At 63.5% G+C, this 22,922-nt stretch carries 15 protein-coding genes and 1 riboswitch; of the genes, 4 read left to right on the top strand and 11 right to left on the bottom strand.

The window, feature by feature from the left end:
• Nucleotides 1-11: 11 nt before the first annotated feature.
• Nucleotides 12-596: a TetR family transcriptional regulator gene (locus AC07UR_RS06910; RefSeq protein ID WP_209789423.1), complete on the bottom strand. Its 585-nt coding sequence runs from the start codon at nt 594-596 to the stop codon at nt 12-14.
• A gap of 88 nt (nt 597-684) precedes the next feature.
• On the opposite strand from AC07UR_RS06910, the gene AC07UR_RS06905 reads away from it, so the two are divergent.
• Entirely contained in the window at nt 685-1,593 is a 909-nt protein-coding gene (locus tag AC07UR_RS06905) for an SDR family oxidoreductase (protein ID WP_209789422.1), read from the top strand.
• Between the two features lie 36 nt (nt 1,594-1,629).
• Here the strand turns inward: AC07UR_RS06905 and AC07UR_RS06900 are convergent, their stop codons facing one another.
• Entirely contained in the window at nt 1,630-7,290 is a 5,661-nt protein-coding gene (locus tag AC07UR_RS06900; protein WP_209789421.1) for an alkaline phosphatase D family protein, read from the bottom strand.
• 603 nt (nt 7,291-7,893) lie between these two features.
• Between AC07UR_RS06900 and AC07UR_RS06895 the strand changes: the two genes are divergently transcribed.
• Nucleotides 7,894-8,148 (top strand): hypothetical protein, encoded by a 255-nt coding sequence (locus AC07UR_RS06895; RefSeq protein ID WP_327795830.1) that lies wholly within the window; start codon nt 7,894-7,896, stop codon nt 8,146-8,148.
• 30 nt (nt 8,149-8,178) lie between these two features.
• Here the strand turns inward: AC07UR_RS06895 and AC07UR_RS06890 are convergent, their stop codons facing one another.
• The 9 genes from AC07UR_RS06890 to AC07UR_RS06850 form a co-directional block, all read right to left on the bottom strand.
• Entirely contained in the window at nt 8,179-8,799 is a 621-nt protein-coding gene (locus AC07UR_RS06890) for a pentapeptide repeat-containing protein (protein WP_173421573.1), read from the bottom strand.
• Nucleotides 8,800-8,961: 162 nt separating this feature from the next.
• On the bottom strand, nt 8,962-9,996 hold the full coding sequence (locus AC07UR_RS06885) for a DUF6925 family protein (protein ID WP_209789420.1): 1,035 nt from the start codon (nt 9,994-9,996) through the stop codon (nt 8,962-8,964).
• A complete protein-coding gene (locus AC07UR_RS06880; RefSeq protein WP_209789419.1) occupies nt 9,989-10,804 on the bottom strand; it encodes an ABC transporter ATP-binding protein in 816 nt (271 codons plus the stop codon). The genes AC07UR_RS06885 and AC07UR_RS06880 overlap by 8 nt, the downstream gene beginning before the upstream one ends.
• Nucleotides 10,801-11,802: a FecCD family ABC transporter permease gene (locus tag AC07UR_RS06875; protein ID WP_209789418.1), complete on the bottom strand. Its 1,002-nt coding sequence runs from the start codon at nt 11,800-11,802 to the stop codon at nt 10,801-10,803. The genes AC07UR_RS06880 and AC07UR_RS06875 overlap by 4 nt, the downstream gene beginning before the upstream one ends.
• Nucleotides 11,799-12,629, bottom strand: a complete 831-nt coding sequence (locus tag AC07UR_RS06870; protein ID WP_327795826.1) for an ABC transporter substrate-binding protein — start codon at nt 12,627-12,629, stop codon at nt 11,799-11,801. The genes AC07UR_RS06875 and AC07UR_RS06870 overlap by 4 nt, the downstream gene beginning before the upstream one ends.
• A gap of 38 nt (nt 12,630-12,667) precedes the next feature.
• Nucleotides 12,668-14,581 (bottom strand): TonB-dependent receptor plug domain-containing protein, encoded by a 1,914-nt coding sequence (locus AC07UR_RS06865; RefSeq protein WP_494700018.1) that lies wholly within the window; start codon nt 14,579-14,581, stop codon nt 12,668-12,670.
• A 176-nt stretch (nt 14,582-14,757) separates the two neighbouring features.
• A riboswitch (cobalamin riboswitch) is annotated at nt 14,758-14,966 on the bottom strand.
• 92 nt (nt 14,967-15,058) lie between these two features.
• Nucleotides 15,059-16,171 (bottom strand): ABC transporter permease, encoded by a 1,113-nt coding sequence (locus AC07UR_RS06860; protein WP_209789416.1) that lies wholly within the window; start codon nt 16,169-16,171, stop codon nt 15,059-15,061.
• 2 nt (nt 16,172-16,173) lie between these two features.
• Nucleotides 16,174-18,960: a ribosome-associated ATPase/putative transporter RbbA gene (gene rbbA, locus AC07UR_RS06855; protein ID WP_209789415.1), complete on the bottom strand. Its 2,787-nt coding sequence runs from the start codon at nt 18,958-18,960 to the stop codon at nt 16,174-16,176.
• Nucleotides 18,960-20,030 (bottom strand): HlyD family secretion protein, encoded by a 1,071-nt coding sequence (locus tag AC07UR_RS06850; RefSeq protein WP_209789414.1) that lies wholly within the window; start codon nt 20,028-20,030, stop codon nt 18,960-18,962. Before AC07UR_RS06850 ends, rbbA begins: the two co-directional genes overlap by 1 nt.
• A 300-nt stretch (nt 20,031-20,330) precedes the next feature.
• Between AC07UR_RS06850 and AC07UR_RS06845 the strand changes: the two genes are divergently transcribed.
• Both AC07UR_RS06845 and AC07UR_RS06840 read left to right on the top strand, forming a co-directional pair.
• Nucleotides 20,331-21,809: a sugar ABC transporter ATP-binding protein gene (locus tag AC07UR_RS06845; RefSeq protein ID WP_209789413.1), complete on the top strand. Its 1,479-nt coding sequence runs from the start codon at nt 20,331-20,333 to the stop codon at nt 21,807-21,809.
• A 59-nt stretch (nt 21,810-21,868) separates the two neighbouring features.
• Complete coding sequence (locus tag AC07UR_RS06840) at nt 21,869-22,873, top strand: ABC transporter permease (protein ID WP_209789412.1); 1,005 nt, start codon at nt 21,869-21,871, stop codon at nt 22,871-22,873.
• The last annotated feature ends 49 nt before the right edge of the window (nt 22,874-22,922 follow it).

Genomic DNA, 22,922 nt, shown 5'->3' with positions numbered 1-22,922 from the left:
GTGCACCGGTTTCACCCTTCCTGTGGGCCGGCAGCGCCTGCGGCAAGCACCGACACGAAACGGCGCAGGCTCTGCCGGACGAAATCCGCAACCGGGATCTGCGGGTCGAAACTCCACCAAAGCAGCGCCCCCTGCCAATGGGACGCCATCAGCAAACCGATACCGGGCACCGGCCCCGACGGACCGGCCAGACGTACGTCCAGCGCTTCAGAAAGGGCATCGCGCCACCGCGCGCCGCGGGCGCGAAGCGCCGGGTCGCGCAAATCCTCGCGCAGGACCCGCAACCCGTCGGCGTAGGCTTCGATGCCACCATAATCGCCCGACAGTCCGGCGAGCAGATCGACGGCACCTTCCGGTGTCATCGGTAGGGTGGCCGCAAGCTCTGCAGTCAAGCGGTCGAGCCCGTCCCAGGCCTGCAGAAGCGTGCGCTGGGCAAGGTTCTGCTTGTTTTCGAACCGCTGGACCAGCGTGGAGGCGGAGAGCCCCGTGCTCGCGGCAAGGGCGGCGAAGGTCAGGCCCTCCGGTCCGCTTGCATGCATGATCGCCAGCGCGGCGGCCAGCACATCTTCGTCGGGCATCGTTTTGGGGCGCGGCATCTTGACTCTCATTAATAACCGAATAATCGTTTATATATATTATTCCCGCCGCCACGACCAGATGGCGCGGATCGCCGATGGAGGAAAAATGATGCTCAAGGGAAAAATAGCGCTGGTCGCAGGCGCCACGCGCGGCGGCGGACGCGGCATTGCCGCTGAGCTCGGAGCCGCGGGCGCGACGGTCTATGTCACCGGCCGCACCACGAGAAGCCAGCAATCGGACTACAAGCGCCCGGAAACGATCGAGGAGACGGCGGAACTCGTCAGCGCGCTTGGCGGCGAAGGTATCGCGGTGCAGGTCGACCACCTGCAATCTCAAGAGGTGAAAGCGCTCGTCGAGCGCATCCGCACGGAACAAGGTCGGCTCGATATTCTCGTCAACGATATCTGGGGCGGCGAAAACCTTTTCGAATGGAACAAGCCGGTATGGGACCATGACCTCGACAACGGCTTGAAGCTGCTCCGGCTGGCAATCGACACGCATCTGATCACTGCCCATCACGCCCTGCCGCTGATGATCGAGAATAGCGGCGGGCTGCTGGTCGAGGTGACGGACGGGACTGCCGAATACAACGCAGAACACTACCGGCTCTCGCCGTTCTACGACCTCGCGAAGGTCGCGGCCAATCGCATGGCCTGGGCACACGCCAAGGACCTGGAGCCGCATGGGGCCACTGCCATATCGATCACACCCGGCTGGATGCGATCGGAGATGATGCTCGAGCATTTCCAGGTAACGGAGGAGACCTGGCCGGAAGCAACGAAGCTCCAGCCGCATTTCGTCATTTCCGAAAGTCCGCGCTTCGTCGGCCGCGCCATAGCCGCCGTTGCCGCGGACCCGCAGAAAGCGCGATGGAACGGACAATCGTTGTCGAGCGGCAGCCTCGCCCAGGCATACGGCTTCACCGACCTCGACGGCTCGCGCCCCGATTGCTGGCGCTACATGTGCGAGGTGATGGAAACGGACAAACCCGCTGATGCGGCAGGATATCGCTGAAACGGCCCGCCCCCGGGCAAGCCGCGGTCAGATCCGTCAGATCGCCAGCGTCTGCACCGCGCCATCGCCGAACTCGCAATCGAGTTCCCACCCGGTTTCAGCCCGGCGAACACGCAGGAATGTCGCCCCGTCCCGAGGAGCCGGCCGCGTTGCGTTGACCGCGCAGCGGTAGATCCTCGCGCCAGACCGGAATTCGATCGTTTCGCTTTCGACGATTTCCTCGTCGATGCCGTTGGCGAAGGGATAGGGCGCAAACATCGCCGCCGTATGGATCGAATGAATTCGGGTGACGGAACCATCCGCGTCGAAGAGGTCGGCCGTCGCGACACAAGCACGGTGTTCGCCTCCCGAGAGAAACACCACATGCTCGATCCGGTTCTCGGCGATATAGCCAAGCACCTCGCCAAGCGTGTTGGGATAGCCGTCCCATCCATCGGAATGCAACGCGGACAAGTTCGTCCAGGAAAGGCTTTGATCGCGCTGGGTGGCGCGCCGATGCCGCGGCAGCAACATCGAAGGAGACACGACGAACTTCGGTCCGGGGGCCAGCAACAGCCATTGCTTCAAGCTGCCCATCATCGCCGGCGCGAACATCGCGGCCGCCTTCAGGCCATCACCCGCTTTTCGGTGGGTTCGCTGTGTGCGCGTGTCGAGCATGAAGAAATGGAACCCGTCGAAATCGAACATATCGAGCTTGGCATGTTTGCCGCGTTGATATTTCCGGTAGGCGTCGATGCCGCGCATCGCCTTGCCGGCATTGTCATCGTCATCCGGATCGGAGATCGGCTCCCAACTGTCGCCGATCTCCTGGTCGTCGGGCAGCATGAAGGACGGGATCTGTCGCAAAACGTTGCGCACGCTGCTCTGGCTCAGCCAGGCCTCATAGGGCAGGCGGTAACGATCATCCCGTCGGGTAGGGTCATAGAGCCCCGCCGTCGGATCGACATAGACCTGGCCACCGACGAAAAGCGCGAAGCGCGGCTTGATCCCAGCACGGGCCTCCAGCCGTTCAGCAATGCGCCCATAGCCGCGGTAGGCGACGGCCGCGTCGAGAAACCCAGCCGGATACTGGCAGGAAGAGAGCGAGAAACTGGTTCCGTTCGGCGCCGGTTCCAGGGGCGGAAGTGCCGGTGGATCATAGGGGACGATGCCGTCCCTCAGGTCGAAATCCTGCTCGGCAACAGGTGGATGCGCCGACTGCATGAAGCCCTGGCGCCCTGCCCTCGGCGATGGAAAGGCCATCGCGCGCTCCACGGCCGCGGCCATCTTCTCAAAACGGCTGTAGGCGAACGCGACAGCCTGCCCGCAAGCGGCATTGCCGGCCGCTCCCGTCGGATCGAGCCGCCGCATCCGCCTTTGCCCGATATCGGCAACGAAGTAACCATAGGCCGGCGCCAGGGCGGCAGGACCGGGCACGACGCGTTCAAGCGGCGACGGCGGCTCTTCACGATCGAGGTCCGGTGCGGCCACCGCCGCATCCTCGTCATAGGCCAGCAGAACCAGAAGGGCATCGCTGCGATCGGCAATTCCGTGGCCGGGCATGCGGGCGAGCAATGGAACTTCGAACGCATCCCACCCATCGTCCTCAAGTGCCTTCGAGGTATAGGCAACGAGATGCTCCAGGAGATAGGCTGTGTCCCAGGGCTGTGTCGGATCATCCGGCCGACAGATACGATCATCGACCATCCGGATGCGCAGGAGCAATGCGGCTTCGGTCGCCCGATGCGAGGGCGCCGAACCGAGGCGGATGACCAGCGCCGGGGTCTTCGGGCGCTCTTCGGTAATGATCGGACCGATCCAGGGCGGATAGACCACTTTTTCACTGTCGGCCTTGACGACGCCCGCCGGTATGTCGGCGTCGAAAAACTGCTGTATCTGCGCCAAGGCCGCGTGCCGAGTGGTTCCGACCAGCGCGTCCTGATGGCCCGCGCCCGGAATGACGAAGGGAGGCATATAGACCCGGCCGGCGGCGCCAAAAATCTGCCGGATGCGATCAACGGTCGAGACATGGGACTGTCCGTTTTCTCCCCCATGCACGCTGAAGGTCGGGAACGACCAGCGCTTTGCCAGGTTCTGGCGCGAGACCAGACCGTTGCGCCCTTCAAAATCCGTCATCGTCGAGGAACGCACGAAATGCAGGTGGGACGACACCGTCGACAGGCTCGACGGACCGAAATGCTCGTCGATGTAGCGCAGCACTTCGGGCTCCATGTTGCGCACATCGAAATGGCGTCCGTAGAGCGTGTCCATGCGATGCCGAGTGCGCGTCCAGGGCGTGCGCTTCGTTGGCCATAGCGGGTTCTCGACGTCGAACTCCTCGACCGGATAGGGCAGCGACGACAGAAGACGATCGAGAAGATCGTCCGCAAGCGTCGGTTCCTTCGGGTTGAAACTGTAGCTGCCCGGCAGGAAATCGATGAGGTAGCGCGTGAGATAGGCGCGAAAGATGTTGGCCGGCGCAAAAACGACGAGCGGCCCGACCTGCGTGAAGGCGGCGCGATGGACGAGCCCGGTCGCATGGCCGTTCAGCACGGCGATGCTGAAGACGACGGCTCCCATGCAATGGGCGATCACGTCGACCGTCCCGTCCGGCGACGTCGCCGCCACGGCCTTCAGTGCCGCCGGTACGTCGACATTGCCGATCTGGTCGAAGCTCCACGCCTCTGTCGCCGTCGGTTGGCCCGCGCTGGTTCTGAGATCGGCGATCCAAATGTCACGACCCGTGCACCAGAAATGGCTGGCGAAATTGGGGTTGACCGCGTGATGCGCAAAGGTGGTGCCGCTGGCGCTATGGCCGTGCAACATAATGAGCGGGCGCTTCTTGCTGTTGGGATAGCGGTAGCGCGTCAGCCGCACCTCGCCGGCCACATCGCTGCCTCCCCCATCCGGCCGTTCCGGCGCAAGCGCGATGCGATGCAGCTCGGCAGTGATCGACGCGCCGCCCGGGAGCTTCAGCGTCGTCGGCGGCAGGCGGTTGACGGTCGCCGGTCGCGGTCGCTTGTCCTGGTCGGGAGCACGAAAGCTCCAGAGATGCAGACCGAGCAGAAGCCGCGCGATGAAGCCGAAGACTGTCAGCAGTTCACCGATGGTGTTGACGCCGTCGCGTTGATCGACGACCCGGAACAACGGCACGCCGATCCGCGCGAGATAACCGGCGTCGAGTTTCAGCACGCGCTCGCCGCTGCCGGGGCTCAAGCCCGGAAACGTGTCGAGCGTCATCTCCATAAGCTGGCGCCAGGGATTGCAGCGCCGCTCATAGGTGAAGGTCTTGACGCCGACGATACGGTTGCCGGCGAGCGCGATCTTGCCGCCGACGTCGTGCGGCCCAATGGTCAGATCATAGCCGAGCGTCCTGATCTCGCCGGAGCGGCTGGCAATCGCAAAAGCCGATTTGAGCCGCGACCAGAGGCCGGGGCCATCGTCTCCATCGGCGAGTGCCTGATAGCCGTCCCGAAGCCCCCGGTTCAGCACCCAGGCCTTGCCCGCGCGCCACACGCGCCCAGGCATCGAGCTCTGCTGGCGCTCGAAGAGCCGCAGACTGCCGGAGATCGGCGCGCTGAATTCGGCGGCGGCATCGAGCCTTCGCTCCTTCACATGCAGGGGCAGCCAGGTCGTCTCCAGCGTTTCCCAGACGTCCCGAGGGAAAATCCGGATCTGGCTTCGGATGGCACCATCCGGCACTTCGGTTGCGACACGAAGGATCGGGTGGCTGCCATTGCTCGGCGTCAACTGCAAAAGCGAGATGGGCGTGAAGCGCATGGTCAGCTCGACGATCCGGGTTTCCTCGATCCCATCCACCGGCGTCAAGCTGATGGGGCCGACAAGCCTTTCGGTGATTTCGACCTCGCTTGACTGCGCCCGCGCGGCGACGTCGGTGTTGCGAAAGACCGGCCGAACCAGCGGGGAACCGATGGGCCGAACTTCGGCTGCAACATAGTTCCATTCCTCGGCCAGCGCTTCCGCGGCGCGCAGCGCAATCGCAGCAATCGTCAGGGCTGGGTTTGTCGCAAGTGCGGTCGGAACGATCGACCCGTCGAGCACGACGAGATCGTCATGCACCGCGTCGGAATCCACCGATGTGAAGACGCGGCCAAGGTGATCGACCACACCGTCCGCGCCCGTATCGGCCATCGCGCAGCCGCCAAGCGGATGGAAGGTCGCCAGCGGCCCGCGCTGATCTTTCAGCAACCAGGTCAGGTCGGCCGGCAACAGCTTCCAGACCGGATTGGGAATAAGCCGGCCACCGGTGCCTTTCGTCAGCGCCGCGAGTGCCTCGACTTGCCTGTCGAAAACGGGCAGAGTTTGCAGCTTGTCCCAGCGGATCCGCGCAATGCCATCCCGATCGACCGCATTTGGGTCGCCATCGAGTTCGATCCGGCCCTCAGCTCCATCATCGGCCATGACGGCGTAAAGTGCCGAGCGGCCGATGCGTGCGGCCGGCGCTGCGTAGATATCGTCATCCGGAAACCCCTGGCGATGCCGCGTACTATCATGCCTGGCGAGGCCGTGCAGCGTATTGAGGGTGGTGAAAACCTCGGCGAAGGCAATGCGCAGAGCCGCCGGCACCGACATTTCCTCGATCATCACACCCTTTGAGGCACGAAGGTCGATTACCCCGGTGATCATCGGCCCGATGGCCCGGGTCGATGGCTTGATCGTTTCGTCGGCGACGGTGTTGACATCGGCTGCGGTCGCGTAGTCAGCAACCAGCATGTCGCCATTGGTCGAGCATCCTGTGCCGAGGTTCCTGTCCGCCAGTTGCAAGCCTGCGCCGCGAGAGCGCATGAGGATTTCGCTCGATCCGAGCGCACCGGCGGCGAGCACGACCTTGCGGGCCCTGATCGCCACCGGGTCGGTGTCGCGCTTGCGGAGCTTCGTATTGGTGTGCACGCTCCTGACGAGCCAGCCGACATCTCCATCCCTGGCCAGGCTGAGGACCGTTGCGCCGCTGAAGATTTCTGCACCGTATTGGTTCGCGCTCACCAGCAGATTGACGTCGAGCGAGTTCTTTGCGCCACTATTGCAGCCGGTCGCGCAATCACCACAGCGCAGACACTTGTTCAGGCGCACATTGCCGGAACTGGTGGTGTCACTCATCGCGACCGTGATCGAAGCCGGTCTGAAATTGCCGTCCGGCGCGATGGCGCGCACCGACCGAAACTTTTGCGGCACGCCATCGACATGGTCGGCAATAGTGTTTGGAGCGCCCATGACGGTGCTACCGAGCAGATCGCGGGCACGATCGAAATAGGATTTCCAGGCCGAGAGATCCTTGAGGGCCGTGGGCCACCGCTTGTGGAAGACGCTTGGCAGCGGCGTTTCCATGACACCGGCATTGATCAGCGATCCTCCGCCGATCCCGTTGGCGACGACCGCAACGACCTCAGCACCGATCCTGATATCGATCAGGCCCTCCTTGTTGTTGTCGCCACGAATATGGCGCGGCAATTCGCCAAGGCCTGTCGGAAAGGAGCCCGGCAGGTATTCGCGCCCGCGCTCCAGCACGCCGACCGAAATCGGCCTGCCCTCATGCGTGCGCCCGGCGAAAGTCGAAGCGGCAATGGCGCCGCCGTAACCGCTGCCAATGATCAGGACATCGAAATGCACAGCGGCAGGAGCCTTGCGGACGCGATCGACCAGCCGCTCGAAGCCCTGGGAAATCCAGGCCGTCTTCGATTCCGTGTCGAGGTCGCTCATGCCAGCCCCCGCATCGAACCATCCCCACACGCGAGGGTGACGCGGCGCCCCGCATCATCGGCAGATGCGCCCGTTGGTCTGACAAGCTGCGATGTGCCGTTACCGATGTCGTCTGTCTGCACAGTGTTCTCCATCAGATTTGCCGCCGCGATCAATCGCGGTCGCCTTCCCTCCGGTCGTTCCATGCCTGCAAAATATGCTCGCACCGTCTCCACGGCTCGAGGGCAACAGATGCGATCTTAACTTTAAGTTGCATTCGAACACAAAGAACCGCGTCAGGCCTTCCGACCCGCACCCTGTTTTCAATGAAGCTGAGAGACCCCTCTTAGCGCCGAGCGGATTATATGCGAAAGTTCGCAGATACGTGAGAGGGGGACTACTAATCCAGAAGTAGTAGCCTTCTCGGCCGGATGCATGGCGCCAATGGCAACCACCCATCGGCCGTCGCATTTCCGGCCGCGACGTTGTTCCCGGTAGGACAACGCCTGACCGGCAAAAGGCGACCTCCAGAGCGCCGCGATCCAGCACCGTTTTCGATGGACGGTCTTGAACGAGCCCCTCGCCTCCTGTAGTGCGGGTCCTCATTGATTTTGGATTGGGACAATCGTGTCGAGAGATCGTTATTCGAGAAAACTGGAATGTGCCAAATGCGGTGCGTCCGGCTTTGCAGAAGCCTCGGAGAACGACGATCCGAAAAGCAGGACCCGTGGTTTTCTCATCGACCAGATGCCAGCGGGCTTTTCGACGGAGCGCCCGTCGAGCGATCCCGCGAAACACATGATACGGTGCCGTTGCGGCAATATCTTCGCGTTCAAGCAGAAGACGGTCTACGCGCCGAGCGGAGAACCGCGAAACTGAGCAGGTTCTTGCGACCTGCCGCTCGACGATTTAGGAAGCCCGGACCACCAGGCCCATGGCCTCGCAGATCATCACCGACTGCTCGATGGTGATGACGGCACGCTTCAGCGTCACCGTTTCCGGTTCGATCGACGTTAAATCGCTGCCACGCAGGTCACATCCACTGAAATTGGCGCTGTGAAGCCAGGCGCCCGACAGGTCGAGGCCGGTCATCGTGCCGCTCTCGCAGCGGGCGCCGGTCAGGTCGGCCTCGCGCAGGACCGCGTCGGTGAAAACGGCGCTGCGAAGGTCCGCACCCGGCAATCCGACGAACGACCAGTTGCCGCCCTTCACCCTTGTCGCATCGAACTTGCAGCTGTCGAACATGCTGCCGACGAACTTGCAGTCGTTGAAGTCGACGTCGTAGAAATTGCACCCGACGAAGGTACAGTTGATGAAGGCGCTGCCCTCGTGGCGCGAGCAATTGAACTTGGCGCGACGGAAGGTGCATTCCTTGAAGACGGCACCAGCGCTGGTGGCCTCGGTCATATCCAGATCCGAAAACAGCGTGCGGCTGTGGTTGCGGTCGGAAATATCGAGCCCGTACCAGTCGGCACCGGCGATGGTCACGTCCGTGGCGGGGGCTGTTTCTCCGTGTTTGCGTTCGGCCATCGTCGCCTGCCCTTCGTCAATTCGATCACTGTTCGGATCACGTGTCTGGCGTGAAAACGCGCGTCAGGCAAGGCAGCAGAAAGCCATTTCCTCCCCTCTCGCGCCTTGCAAGGCGGCCCGGAGACGTTTCAGACTTGCCGCAGCAGCCGCAGTGCCTCGCCCTTAGTGGCCAGGCGCTTCGTCGTCGATGTCCGCAGCGTCGACGGCGCGATCGTACACCGCGCGCCAGGCGAGGACCGTTGCGAGGCGCCTATCATCACCGCCCTGACGGGCGAGGTGCTCCTGCTGCCTGAGGCCAACGCGCATGGCCGCGCGGGCCGACCGGTCGTTCGGGCAGGCAAAGTTCTGCGGATGGTCATTGCGGGCCAGCGCCGCAATGAGATCGGCCTTTACGGCGACCGTCGACGCATTGCCGTAACACTCCAGAAGCCCCCGGAACCGTTCGTGCAGGTGCGGATCGAAACCCCTCTCCTCGCCCATCGGCCCGACGACCGGATTGCCGGGATGCAGGCTGCCGAGCGGCAGCAGGCCCGGCGGGATCGGAGTATTGGCGGAATGCGTGCGGCCGCTGCGCAAGAGTTGCGGCAACACGTGCGTGTGCGGACCGGGCGGAGATATGCCGCCGGTGTCCGGCCCGCCGATCTTCTGATAGACCTCGACACGGCCGATGGCTGTGACGGCAACGCGATGGGGATGGGCCTTCAAGATAGCCTGCATTGCCGGATTGTCGGCTTCGAACAGCGAGCGTCCGACACACCGCCTCATGACCTCAAGCAGCGCGATGTCTTCGGTGCGAATGCAGAAGTCGCATTGCGGCAGCGAAAGCCCCATGTCAAAGAGGATGCCGTGGCGATCGCCGGGGCGAATGGCCCCTTCGTCAGGGCCGAGTTCGGTCAGGAGCGCACGCGCCTCGCGCCGCGCATCGCCTTCCGGCAGGCACAGAGCGACCGCGTGGCTCCAGCGGTGCGCTCTCGGGCTCAGCGCTTCGTAGGCGACCGGCACGAGATCGGCGACGCAGGCCGGATCGATCCGCACGCCACCTCTCTCCGTGGCCCTGCAAAACATCTCCGGCGCGTCGACAACGAGCGCTTCACCGGGATCCTGGTGGAACTCGGCAATGGCGCCGAAGGTCCCCATGCTCCACCCGGCCTCCGGGTCTTTCAGATGCGTGCTGAGCATGTCGGCGAGTTCAGCCATGGATATTATCCCCTGCAATCTGTTGTTCGATGCCGGCTTGCGCAAGGCGCGTCGGCTGCACGATCAGTCCCCCCGCGGCCTCGGTGACATAGGCTTCGATGCCGTAGACGCGCCGCAAGAGGTCTGCGGTCAGCACCGCGGCAGGCGGGCCGTCGGCGACGATGCGGCCGCCTTCGAGAAGCACGAGCCGATCGCACCAGCGCGCCGCCAGACCGAGATCGTGCATCGAGGCTACGACCGAAGTGCCCTGCCGCGTCAGATCGCGGAACACCTGCATCAGCGCGATCTGGTGCGCCGGATCGAGGCCCGCGACCGGCTCGTCGGCCAGAAGCAGGTCGGCCTGCTGTGCCAAGGCTCTTGCAATCAGCGCGCGCGCTTTTTCGCCGCCGGAAAGATCGGTTGCCCGGCGCGATCGCAACTTGCCGATATCCATGCGCTGGAGCGCTGCTTCAACGGCTTCCTGGTCGGCGAGCGCCGATCGCGCAAAGGCGCCCCGGTGCGGCTGTCTTCCGAGGTCGACCAGAGCTTCCACCGTGATCGGCCAGGCGATATCCCTGTCCTGCGCGACATAGGCGACGTGACGGGCAAGGTCGGCTGCAGTCATCCGCCGCAGATCCTGCCCAGCAAGCTGAATTTCGCCGCTCGACGGGATCAGCCCCAGGCAGGCGCGCAGAAGCGTCGATTTGCCGGCACCGTTTGGCCCGATAAGACCAACGAATTCGCCCGGCCCGACGCTAAGAGCGATGCCCTTCAGCACCGTATTGCCGCCAAGCGAGGCGGAGAGATTGGAAACGGCAAGCCGGCTCATGCCATCTGCCTCCGCGCGCGCATCACCAGAACCAGAAAAAACGGCGCACCCACGACAGCGGTCAGCACGCCGAGCTTGAGATCGCGTCCGGGTGCAACGACGCGCACGAAAATGTCGGCGGCAAGCAGCAAGGCCGCCCCGCCGAGCGCGCTGGCAAAGAGCAACCGCGAGGGCCGCGCCCCGACAAGGGGACGCAGCAGATGCGGAACGACCAGACCAACGAAACCGATCGCGCCGGCCACCGCCGTTGCCGCACCGACCGAGGCGGCCGTGCCGATGACCGCAAGCCGCTGCACCCTTTTCATATCAATCCCCATGCTCGCTGCCGTCTCGTGGCCGAGTGTCAGGGCATCGAGCGCCCGGCCGAGGCTTGCCAGCATCAGCCAGCCGAGCACCATGAAGGGCGCGGCCAGCCAGACATGGGTCATTGAGCGATCCGTGAGCGAGCCCAGCATCCAGAACATGATCTCCATCGCCGCGAACGGGTTTGGAGAGAGATTGAGCGCTAGCGAGGTCATCGCCCCGGCAAAGGTCGAAACCGCGACGCCGGCAAGGATGACGGAGAGCGGCCGGGCATCAGCCCCGGCCATCAGCCGGACGACCAGAACGGCGCAGAGCGCGCCGCCAAGCGCCATCAACGGCAGCGCAAGCGGTAGCAGGGCCGACAGTCCGGTGTAGATGGCGATCACAGCACCGAGCGACGCCGAGGCGCTGACCCCGATCAGCCCGGGTTCGGCAAGCGGATTGCGCAGATAGCCTTGAAGGGCGGCACCGGAAAGCCCGAGCGTCGCGCCGATCATCAGCCCGAGGATTGCCCGCGGCAGGCGGATTTCCCGCATCACCAGCCCGATCAGACTGTCGTCTCCAGCGAAAAGACCGGCGAGGCCCTGCCATGGGCTGACATCTGCAGGGCCGACCGTCAGCGAAAGGACGAAAAGCGAGGTGACAAGAATGGCAAGCAAGACGATGAGCAAGCGGTATCGGGCGGTTTCCTTCATCTTTTCCCCAAGTCGAGTTGCGTGGCATCGAGTTTCATAGCGGCCTGCTGCAGGATGCGTGCGGCAACCAGGGTGAACGGTCCGCCGCAGATGGTGTAGCGACTGTCGAGCTGGACGGCCTGGTGCTGCGACGTGACTGCTCTGAATGCGGGATGGGCAAAATTCTGCTTGGCGAGCGCCGGTCCGCGTTCGCTGCTGGCATCGATGGCGATCAGGTCCGGACGTGCAAGCACCAAAACTTCCAGCGGCAATTGCCCGGTGCCGGAGATGCCCAGCTTGTCGGCGAGATTTTCCAGTCCCGCGATGCCGACGATATCGGCAACCAGCGTGCCGCTGCCCGAGGTGAAGCCGTTGGCATAATAGAGCGCCAGATCGACATCGTGCACCTTGATCGTCTTCAACCGCCCGATCTCGGCATCCATTTCCGCCACCAGTTGATCCGCGCGCTGTTGACGACCGAGAAGCTTTCCCATGCGCTGGAGGTTGGCGCGAACCTCGGCAATCGACGCCTCCGGCGCGAACTCTTCCACGGCAAAGCCGAGCCGCTTCAACAGATCGACGGTCGTGCGTGTCGTATAGGTCCCGGCAATCACCAGATCCGGCTTCATCAGGAAGATTTCTTCGGCAAGCCCGTGATTGACCACATAGGAGTTCGCCTCGGCGGCAAGCGCCGAGGTCGAGCCATCGGTGGCCAGATAGGATACCGAATGGAGTTGCCCCTTGTCGGCCACCAGCATCGCCATCTGGTCGGTGCAGACGTTCATGGAGACGACGCGGCGCGGCGCTTCGCCTGCCCAGGCGCCAAAGGGCAAGGCTGTGCAAAGCACCCCTGCAACCAGATATCGCCTGCACCAACCGGATGTCATCAGAACGAGGCCTTCAGGCCGGCAAAGGCGGTCACGCCTTGCGTGTTGTAGCCGTAGATCTCCTCATAGTCCTCATCGAAAAGGTTGTCGACGCGGCCGAAGATCTCGAGCGTGTCGTTGACCTTGAAGCTGCCGCCAACATTGACCAGCGTATAGGCGCCGAGCGGCACCCGCTCAGGGCCCGGCCGATAGGCCACGTCCTGCATGCGGCCATTGAGGATGACTTCGCCGAAGACCCTGATACGATCGTCGTGGAATACATACGCGGCATCGAGCGACGCGGCATGGCGCGGGCGGCGAACTTCCTGCAGACGCGGACCACCGGCCAGCGTCTGCTCGCTCGAAGCGGTGTAGGTGTAGGTCGCCGTCGTCGTCAGTCCCTTGAAGAAGTCGACCGTCGCGGAGACCTCGACCCCGTGGCGCAAGCTTTCGCCGGAGCGATTGACCGGCGTCGAACGGAAGCTGGCGTCGTAGACGGTGGCGATCTCGTTTTTAAGGTTCTGGTCAAAGTAGGTGACATCGACGGTCAGACCGTCGTCGAAGAAGCGCTGCTCGACACCGATGTCCCAGCCGAGGCTTTCCTCCGGTTTCAGGTAGGGATTGCCGATGAAGGTTCCCGGGATATATCCGAACTGCTCGTAGAAGGTCGGATTGGTCACGCCGGTGCCGACGGATGCATGCAGTCGGGTTTCGCTGTCGGGTATTTCCCAGGAAGCGCTCAGGCTCCAGGTGGTTGCGTCCTCGAAACGATCGTTGAAATCGCGCCTGAGGCCTGCATTGACGAAGAACTGGTCCGCGAACTCGCCGCGATACTCGCCGACGAGCGAATGCGCATTGCGGCTGAAGGTCTGCTGCAGATGCGACGGCGTGAACGTCTCGCGCTGCCACTCGTAGCCTCCGGTGATCTGGTGGCGGATACCGTCTCCACCATCGAAGCCGTAGCTCGCCTGATAGCTGCCGTTGTAGCGGTTGCCGTCGTTCCAGGATCGCCCGAAGCCGCTGACATTGTCGCGGTGAACGTCAAGGCCGGAGACGCGCGCCTTCTGGGTGAGATCGCCGTCGAGCGCCGAATGGGTCAGGCCGAGCGAGCTCGAGAGCTCGCGCGATCGCGTATAGTCCAGCGTGTCGTAGGTCAGCGCCGTCATGTAATCCTGCGCGTCGAGGTCGGTCTTGCGGTTGACGGCGCGCAAGGTCGCATCGAGCTGCAGATCCGGCGAGAGATCGAAGGTGAACTTGCCGTTGACGGTGCCGTTGCGGTCGCCATCATCCTCGGAGCCGGTATCGGAGACATTGAAACCGCCGGTTCTCTGGAACACGCCGGACAGCGCGTAATCATAGCCCTCGCCGCCGCCGCGGGTCGACAGGCCGCCAAGCCAGGTACCGTCGCTGCCGACTTCGGTGCGGGCGTTTGACACGGCACCATCGCGGCTTCCCTTCTTGGTGATGATGTTGATGACACCGGCCATGGCATTGGCGCCCCAGAAGGTGCTTTGCGGTCCGCGCAGGATTTCGATGCGCTCGATGTCGTCGGCAACCAGGCCGCCGAAGTCGAACTCGCCCTGGGACACGTCGTTCGCCTCGACGCCATCGATCACCACCAGTAGCTGATTGCCTTCCGCACCGCGCACGCGCACCTGCGTCAGGCCGCCGGAGGCACCGGTGCGCGAAACCGAGAAACCGGGAACGAGACGCAGGGCGTCGGCGACGTAGCGGATCTGGTTTTTCTCGATCTGATCTCCGGTAATCACGGTAAAGGCGCGCCCGGATTTGCGCTGTTCGGTCGGCGTCAGGCCATCGGAAACCAGGATCTTCTCAAGCTTGGTCGGTTGTTCGTTTGCGGCCGTATCCTGTGCCTGAGCCCCGCCCACGAGTGTCAGAACCAGCGCCGCTGCGCCAGTCAATTGCTTCGTCATATCGTCCCCACTCCGGCGCGATGGGCACGATCCGGCCCACGCGCGATCGACCGCGGGCAAAGGGTGGCAGGGGCAAGACGACAAGCGACCACCCCGGCGCCGTCTGCGGCACGCGGCAACATTGCTCCAATGTCACCGCTACGGACGGCCGCGCCTCGACACCCCTCGTGTCCAGGCATGGGTGACCGAAACAGGCAGGTCTCCTGACTTCCGCGTCGTCGCTTCCTCCCGCCTTCCCACGCGAGAGTTCGCGCAGTGGCTTCATGGGATTCCGCTCGGCGGTTACAGTTGCGGGGGCAGTCGCGGTTTCGGTCCCTTGCGGGCAATCCTCACCGTGTTCCCTTTTCATCCGTCGTCAGACGGAACCTGTTTCGCAAGAAATGCACTATCAGATGCCGGCGGCGCGTCAACCGCCGGTCGCATTTTCCACTGGTAAAGTCTGCGCGCGCAGAGCTCGCAAGGCCCATGGCGCAAAGGCTACTTCAGGAACGCCCGGAAGCGCCGCATGGCGAAGGCAAAGAGAATGGCGCCGATCACCAGCAAGGCAAGGAGCTGCGGCCAGACGACATCCAGACCGGCATCGCGAAACAGGACCGCCTGCGCCAGAATGACGAAATGGGTGTTTGGTGCCGCCAGCATGATATTCTGGATGATCTCCGGCATGCTTTCGCGCGGTGTCATGCCACCGGAGAGCGCCTGGAGCGGCAGAAGAACGAGCATCAGCAGCAGGCCGAACTGCGGCATCGAGCCGGCAATCGTGGCCAGCAGGATTCCCATCGACGTGGTGGCAAAGAGTTGCAGGGCGGTGGCGAGCAGGAACAGCGCAAACGAACCCTGCACCGGGACGGCAAGCACCCCCTTGACCACGAAGATCAGCGACACCGCAGAAGCCAGCAGCACCACCAGCCCCATCGACCAGACCTTGCTGACCATGATTTCGAACGGGGTGACGGGCATGACGAGCAGATGCTCGACCGTGCCATGTTCGCGTTCGCGGATGAGGGCAGCTCCTGTCAGGACGATCGACAGGATGGTGATGTTGGTGATGACGTTCATCACTGCGCCGAACCAGCCCTTGTTCAATTCGGCATTGTACCGCGCGCGCAGGACTAGATCGACCGGCAGTTTCTGCTCGCTGCGGTGGCGCTCGAGGAAGCCCGCGACCTCGCCGGTGACGATCTGCTGGATATAGCCGTTGCCGGAGAAGGCCTGGCTCATCCGGGTCGCATCGACATTCAGCTGGATCGTCGGCGTACGCCCGGCGAGCAGATCCGTCTGGAAATTCGGCGGAATGTCGAGCGCGAAGGTATCGAGCCCCTGATCCATCCGCCGGTCCATTTCCGCCGGCGTGATCATCTGCGGCGGCACGAAATAGGGCGGATAGAAAGCCGTCGATATCCGCGTCGACACCGGCGAGCGGTCCTCATCGACGATCGCGATGGCGGCGCGGTTGAGCGTCTCTGGCATCGCCGTCGAGCCGGTATAGACCGACAGCGTGAAGGAATAGACGATCAGGATCAACAGGATCGGGTCGCGCCAGAGGCCCCAGAGTTCCTTGATGCCGAGGTGGTAGATGTGGGACAGGCGCATCGTCACCTCGCCTGCTTCTTGAGGGACAGGGTTCCGATCACCAGCAGCACCGGCACCGCAATCAGCATCGGCACGAAAGCGCCCGCGAGATCGCCGAAGCCGAGCGCCTTGGAGAAGGTGCCGCGAGCGATGGTCATGAAATGCGTCGTCGGGTAGATCTGGCCGATGAAGGCGCCCGCGCCCTCCAGCGACGAGACCGGATCGATCATGCCGGAATACTGGATGGCCGGAATGAGCGTCAGGATCGCCGTACCGAAAATCGCGGCAATCTGGCTGGACATGAAGGTGGAGATGACGAGCCCCATCGCCGTTGCCGCCGAGACGTAGATCAACCCGGCGACCGTCCAGGCCAGCAGGCTGCCGGTGAACGGCACCCGGAAGACGAAGATCGCAAAGGCGGTCAAAAGCGCGAAATTGAGCATCGCCAGGGCGATATAGGGGAGTTGCTTGCCGACCAGGAATTCGAGCCGCGTCACCGGCGAGACGTAGAGGTTGACGATCGAGCCCAGCTCCTTCTCGCGCACGACGCTGAGCGCCGACAGCATGGCCGGGATCAGCATCAGCAACAGCGGAATGACGGCGGGCACCATGGCGACGATGCTCTTGACGTCGGGATTGTAGCGGAAGCGCGTCTCGATCTTGAAGGTGCCGGCGGTTGCCGCATCGCCGTAGCGTTCGCGGATCTTTCCGGTCAGCCAGTGGGCGTGCAAGCCCTGCACGTAGCCTTTGACCGTTTCGGCGCGGCTCGCCATGGCCCCATCGATCCAGGCGGCAATTTCGACCGTGTCGCCACGGGCCGCCCGCCTGGCAAAACCCGGCGGAATCTCGATCGCAAGGCTGAGTTCACCGTTGCGCATGCGCCGGTCGAGGTCGGCATAATCGGTGATCGGGTTCTTCTCGATGAAGTAGCGCGAGCCGGCGATTTCGAGAATATATTCGCGGCTGGTGGTGGTCTGGTCATGGTCGAGCACCGCGAAGGTCAGGTCCTCGACGTCCATGTTGATGCCATAGCCGATGACGAACATTAGGATGACCGTGCCGATGGTCGCGAGCGTCGCCCGGATGGGATCGCGCACCAGTTCCAGCGCCTCGCGACGGGTGTAGCTGAACATGCGTCCGACGTCGAAAAACGCCGACGTCGCCGACGCCTTTCGTTCGACCTCCTGCGCGATTGCCGGCTTCGACGGGTCGTGCGCCCTGACCACGGAAGGCGCCGCCGGCTTCGCGCCGGCGATCGCCTCTTCGAGATAGGCGATGAAGGCTTCCTCCAGCGTCGACGCGGAGCGGCTCTTCATGATGCCCTCCGGCGTGTCGCTGACCAGCACCTTGCCCGCATGCATCAGCGACATGCGATCGCAGCGCATCGCCTCGTTCATGAAGTGGGTGGAGATGAAGATCGTCACCTGCTCGTTGCGCGAGAGGTCAACGAGGATCTGCCAGAAACTGTCGCGCGCGACGGGGTCGACGCCGGATGTCGGCTCGTCGAGGATGAGGATGTCGGGCGAATGGATCAGGGCGACGGCCAGCGACAGCCGTTGGCGCACCCCGAGCGGCAAGGCGTCCGGCAGCGCCTCCATCACGCCGGCGAGATCAAAGCGATCCGCAAGCTCCTCGATCCGCTTTGGAATGGTGTCAGCTGCCATGCCGAAGAGCTTGGCATGCAGCTCGAGGTTCTGCAGGACCGTCAGCTCGGTATAAAGCGAGAAGGCCTGCGACATGTAGCCGACACGGTGACGCACTTCCATGTCGCGCGGGTCGACTTCGCGCCCGAAGAGCTTGGCCGTGCCTTCGCTGGCGGCGAGCAGGCCCGTCAGCATTTTCATCGTCGTCGTCTTGCCGCAACCGTTGGAGCCGAGAAAGCCGAAGATCTCGCCGCGGCCGATGCGGAAGCTGACATTGTCGACGGCGACGAAATCCCCGAAGCGCATGGTGAGGTTGTTCGCCTCGATGGCGATGTCGTCGCCCACCTCTTCCGGACGCGGCGGAATGACGACGTCGTGGTGCTCGCGCCTGAGATCTTCCGGAAGCAACGCGATGAAGGCGGCATCGAGCGTGTCGACGCCGGTCTTTTGCAGCAACTCGTCAGGCGTGCCCGTTGCCAGCACCCGGCCGGCATCCATCGCCACCAGCCAGTCGAAGCGGGCCGCCTCTTCCATATAGGCGGTGGCAACGATGACGCTCATGCCAGGCCGCTCGGCGCGGATCTCATCGATCAGCTCCCAGAACTGCCGGCGCGACAGCGGGTCGACGCCCGTGGTCGGCTCGTCGAGAATGAGGAGGTCAGGGTCATGAATGAGCGCACAGCACAGTCCCAGCTTCTGCTTCATGCCGCCGGAAAGCTTGCCCGCGGGACGGTCGGCGAAAGGCGCAAGGCCGGTGCTTTGGAGCAGACTGGCGATGCGCCGTTCGCGCTCCTCGCGATCGTGGCCGAACAGGCGGCCGAAGAAATCGACGTTCTCGAAGACGGAAAGCGTCGGGTAAAGGTTCTTGCCGAGGCCCTGCGGCATATAGGCGATGCGCGGGCAGGTCCGCCGCCGGTGGCCGGCATCGGCGATGTCTCCGCCGAGCACCTCGACGCGACCGCCCTGGACGGCGCGGGCGCCGGCGACAAGCGAGAGCAGGCTCGACTTTCCAACCCCGTCCGGCCCGATCAGGCCGGCCATGCAGCCGGAGGGGATGTCGAGCGTCACGTCGTCAAGCGCCCGGGTCTTGCCGTAGGAAAGCATGACGGCGTTGAGGCGTACCACGGGCTCTGCCGGCGACAGGCCGGCCCTGTCGGGATCCGCCATCACTGCACCAGCGTGCCGGTCTGGCTCGCCGGCCACTCGGCCTTGGGATCGACCTTGACATAGGCGACCCCCGGAAGCCCCGTCTTGACCATGCGGATATACTTCTTCAGCAGTTCCTTCGGGATCTGCGCCTTGATCCGGAAGGTCAGCTTCTGGCGCTCTTCGGCGGTCTCGACCGTCTTCGGCGTGAACTGCGCGACATCGGCGACATAGGAGACCTTGGCGGGAATGATGTATTGCGGTGCTGCGTCCAGCACCAGCCGAACCTCGCTGCCGATAGACAACAGCCCGGCCTGATCCGTCGGCAGGAAGAAGGTCATGTAGACGTCGCCGAGATCGACGAGGTTGAGCACCCGACCGCCGGCGGCCAGCACTTCGCCGGGCTGGACGACCCGATACTGAATGCGACCGTCGCGCGGCGAAACAAGCGTGCTGTCGTTGATGTCGGCAACGATGCTCTCGACCGACGCCTTGGCGGCCTCGACCGAGGCTTGCGCATCGATAACCTGGGATTTCGCCGAATTGATCGCCGCATCCGACGCGGCAAGCGAGGCTTCCGCGGCACTGGCGGCAGCTCTCGCACCTTCCGCGGTGGCGCGGTCATCATCAAGCACCTGCTGCGAAACTGTGCTCGTCTTGACGAGTTGCTCGGAGCGGGCGAGGCGCCGCTCGGCAGCGTCCAGTTGTGCCCGGCGTTGCGCCAGCACGGCTTCGGCTGCCGCCTTTTCCGCCTCGCGCTGGGTCACAAGGTTCTTTGCCGCCTCGACACCGACAATGGCGCGCTGCTGTTGCGCTTCGGCCTGGCGCTTATGCGCCTCGAGCTGGACCGTATCCATCTGGGCGAGCACCTGGCCGGCGGTGACGAAATCGCCCTCGTCGACCATGATCTCTTTGATTCTGCCCGGCGTTTTGGTCGAGATATCGATTTCGACCGCCTCTATGCGCCCGTTGCCGCTGGCAATCCCGGCAGGTAGGGCGTTGCGATCGAGATTCTGCCAGGCGTAGTAGCCGCCGGCCAGGGCCAAAACGATCAGGCCGAGCACGAGCCAATTCTTCCGGGCTTTTTCCATTTCAGCGTCCCACCTTCAAATGCACACCACGACAATAGCCAGCGGCCGCCCAAACACAACCGGGAATAGGTCGCGCGTGATGAACGGTCACCGCGACGTAACCGGATCGCTAAACCAAACCCGTGGGATCGGGACCCTGCATTGACTCATGTCAATTCGAAAGATGAGTGGATACAAATTTGACAAAAGCCGATAAAAAAAATCAAAAGTAAAATCTCGATATTGACAGATGTCGATCATCATGTGATTTTTGTCGAAATCGATGACGGCAAGATCGCCATCGCAGCGTGGGAGGACACCATGCAACCGCTTTTGAAGGTTGAAGGACTGAAGAAATCATTCGGGGGCGTCGCAGCCTTGCGCGACGGCCGCCTTGAACTTCAGGCCGGTTCCGTTCACGCGCTTTGCGGCGGCAACGGCGCCGGGAAATCGACATTTCTTTCGATCCTGATGGGCATCCAGCAGCGCGACGGCGGCACGATCTGGCGGCGCGGCAAGGAAGTCCACTATGGCAACCCGGCTGAGGCGCTTGCCTCCGGCATTGCCATCATCGAGCAGGAACTGAGCCCCGTTCCGCACATGACGGTCGCCGAAAACATCTATCTTGGCCGCGAACCTTCGGGGCGCTTCGGCGGCATCGACTTCAAGAAGATGAACCGGGACGCGCAGCAACTGCTGGATCGGCTCGAATTCGGCATCCGCGCCACCCAGACGATGATGACGCTTTCGGTCGCGCAGATGCAGCTGGTCGAAATCGCCAAGGCTTTCAGCCACGAAGCCGAGGTCATCTTCATGGACGAGCCGACATCGGCGATTGGCGAGAAGGAAGCGCAGCATCTCTTCGCTGCGGTTGCCCGCCTCAAGACCGAGGGCAAGGGCGTCGTCTACGTCTCGCACCGGCTCTCGGAAATCTTCCAGATCGCCGACAGCTATACGGTCTTTCGCGACGGCGGCTATGTCGGCAGCGGCCTGCTTTCCGACATCGATCGCCCCGGCCTGATCAAGATGATCGTCGGGCGCGAACTCGGCGAGGAATACATCAAGACCAACGACCCGACCGACGAGATCGGCCTGGAGGTCTCGGGCCTGACACTGCCCGGCAAGATCGAGGACATCTCGTTTTCGGTGCGCAAGGGCGAGATCTTCGGCATCTACGGGCTGATGGGTTCTGGCCGCACGGAGATCTTCAACTGCCTGTTCGGCCTCGACCGCCCGTCTCACGGCGATGTCACGCTCGAAGGTGAACGGATCACCGTCAGCAAACCGGCCGACGCGATGGCAAGCGGCATCGCGCTTGTCACCGAAGACCGGAAAGTCAGTGGCCTCAATCTGGCCGACAGCGTTCGCGGCAACATCTGCCTGGCAAGCCTTCCGGAGATGAGCCCGCGCTTCGTCATGAAGGGGCGGGACGAGGCCGCGGCCAGTGCCGAGATGATCGCCCGCTTCGGCATTAAGGCCGCGCGCGACACCATGCCGGTCTCGGGTCTTTCGGGCGGCAACCAGCAGAAGGTCGTGCTCGGAAAATGGTTCCTGCGCCAGCCGAGATTGCTTCTTCTCGACGAGCCGACCCGCGGCGTCGATGTCGGGGCCAAGCGCGAAATCTACCGCATCATCTGTGATTTCACCGCGGCCGGCGGCACCGTCGTCATGATCTCCTCCGAGATCGACGAGGTGCTGGGCATGTCAGATCGCATCCTCGTCATGCGCCAGGGAAAATCCGCCGGCATCCACGATCGCCGGGCGACGGACGCCCAGTCGCTCGTGCATCTATCGACCTGAACCACCCGCGAGATCGACGCCAAAAAGCGCTTGTCCGACATCAAAGGGGCCTGAGAACCGTGTCCAACATCGAAAACAACGCATCCAGAAGCTGGTTCAGCGCCGAAAAGCGCGGCACGCTGATACAGGAATACGGCATCTTTCTCGCCTTCCTGCTGCTGGCGGTTATCCTGTCGTTCTCCAACGAGTATTTCCTGACGCCGGGGAACATTTCCAACGTACTTCTGCAGACGTCGATCAACGGCGTGCTGGCGATCGGCATGACCTTCGTCATCCTGACGCGCGGTATCGACCTCTCCGTCGGCTCCGTGGTCGCCCTTGCCGGCATGGTCAGCGCCAGCTTCGCGACGACCTCGGCAACGGCGGGCGTTGCCGGCGCGCCCTACCCCTTCTTCGTGGCGCTTGCGATCGGCATTCTCGTCGGCGTCGCCTGCGGCATCATCGTCGGCTTCATCGTCTCGCGCTTCTCCGTTCCGGCCTTCGTCGCCACCCTCGGCATGCTATCTGCCGCCCGCGGCATGACGCTGATCTACGGCGGCGGCAAGCCGGTACCGGCACTGACGCCGGAATTCCGCTGGATCGGCACCGGCAACATCCTCGGCATCCCGATGCCGGTCATCCTGCTTGGGATCGTCTTTCTCGCTTCCTGGTGGATCCTGACCCGCACGCGTTTCGGCCGCTACATCTACGCCGTCGGCGGCAACCCCCACGCGGCCAAGACCTCCGGCATCAACGTCACCCGCATCCGCTTCCTCGTCTACGTCATTTCCGGCGGACTTTCGGGCCTTGCGGGCATGATGCTGTCAGCGAGAACAGGCTCCGCGCTGCCGCAGGCCGGCATCGCCTATGAACTGGACGCGATCGCCGCGGTCGTGATCGGCGGCACCAGCCTTTCGGGCGGCGTCGGCCGGGTGACGGGAACGCTGATCGGCGCGCTGATCATCGGCGTGATGAACAACGGCCTCGATCTGATGGGCATCCAATCCTACTACCAACAGGTCCTCAAGGGCGCGCTGATCGTCGGCGCCGTGATGCTCGACCAGAAACGCAATCAAGGTCTCTGACCCTCAAGATATTGGCCGCCGAGCGGCGGCCATGAACCAATCCGCGCGC

The organism is Ensifer sp. GW821-FHT05G01 (assembly GCF_059419585.1).
The sequence above is the reverse complement of the archived record's forward strand: the minus strand, read 5'-3'. Positions and strand labels throughout refer to the sequence as shown.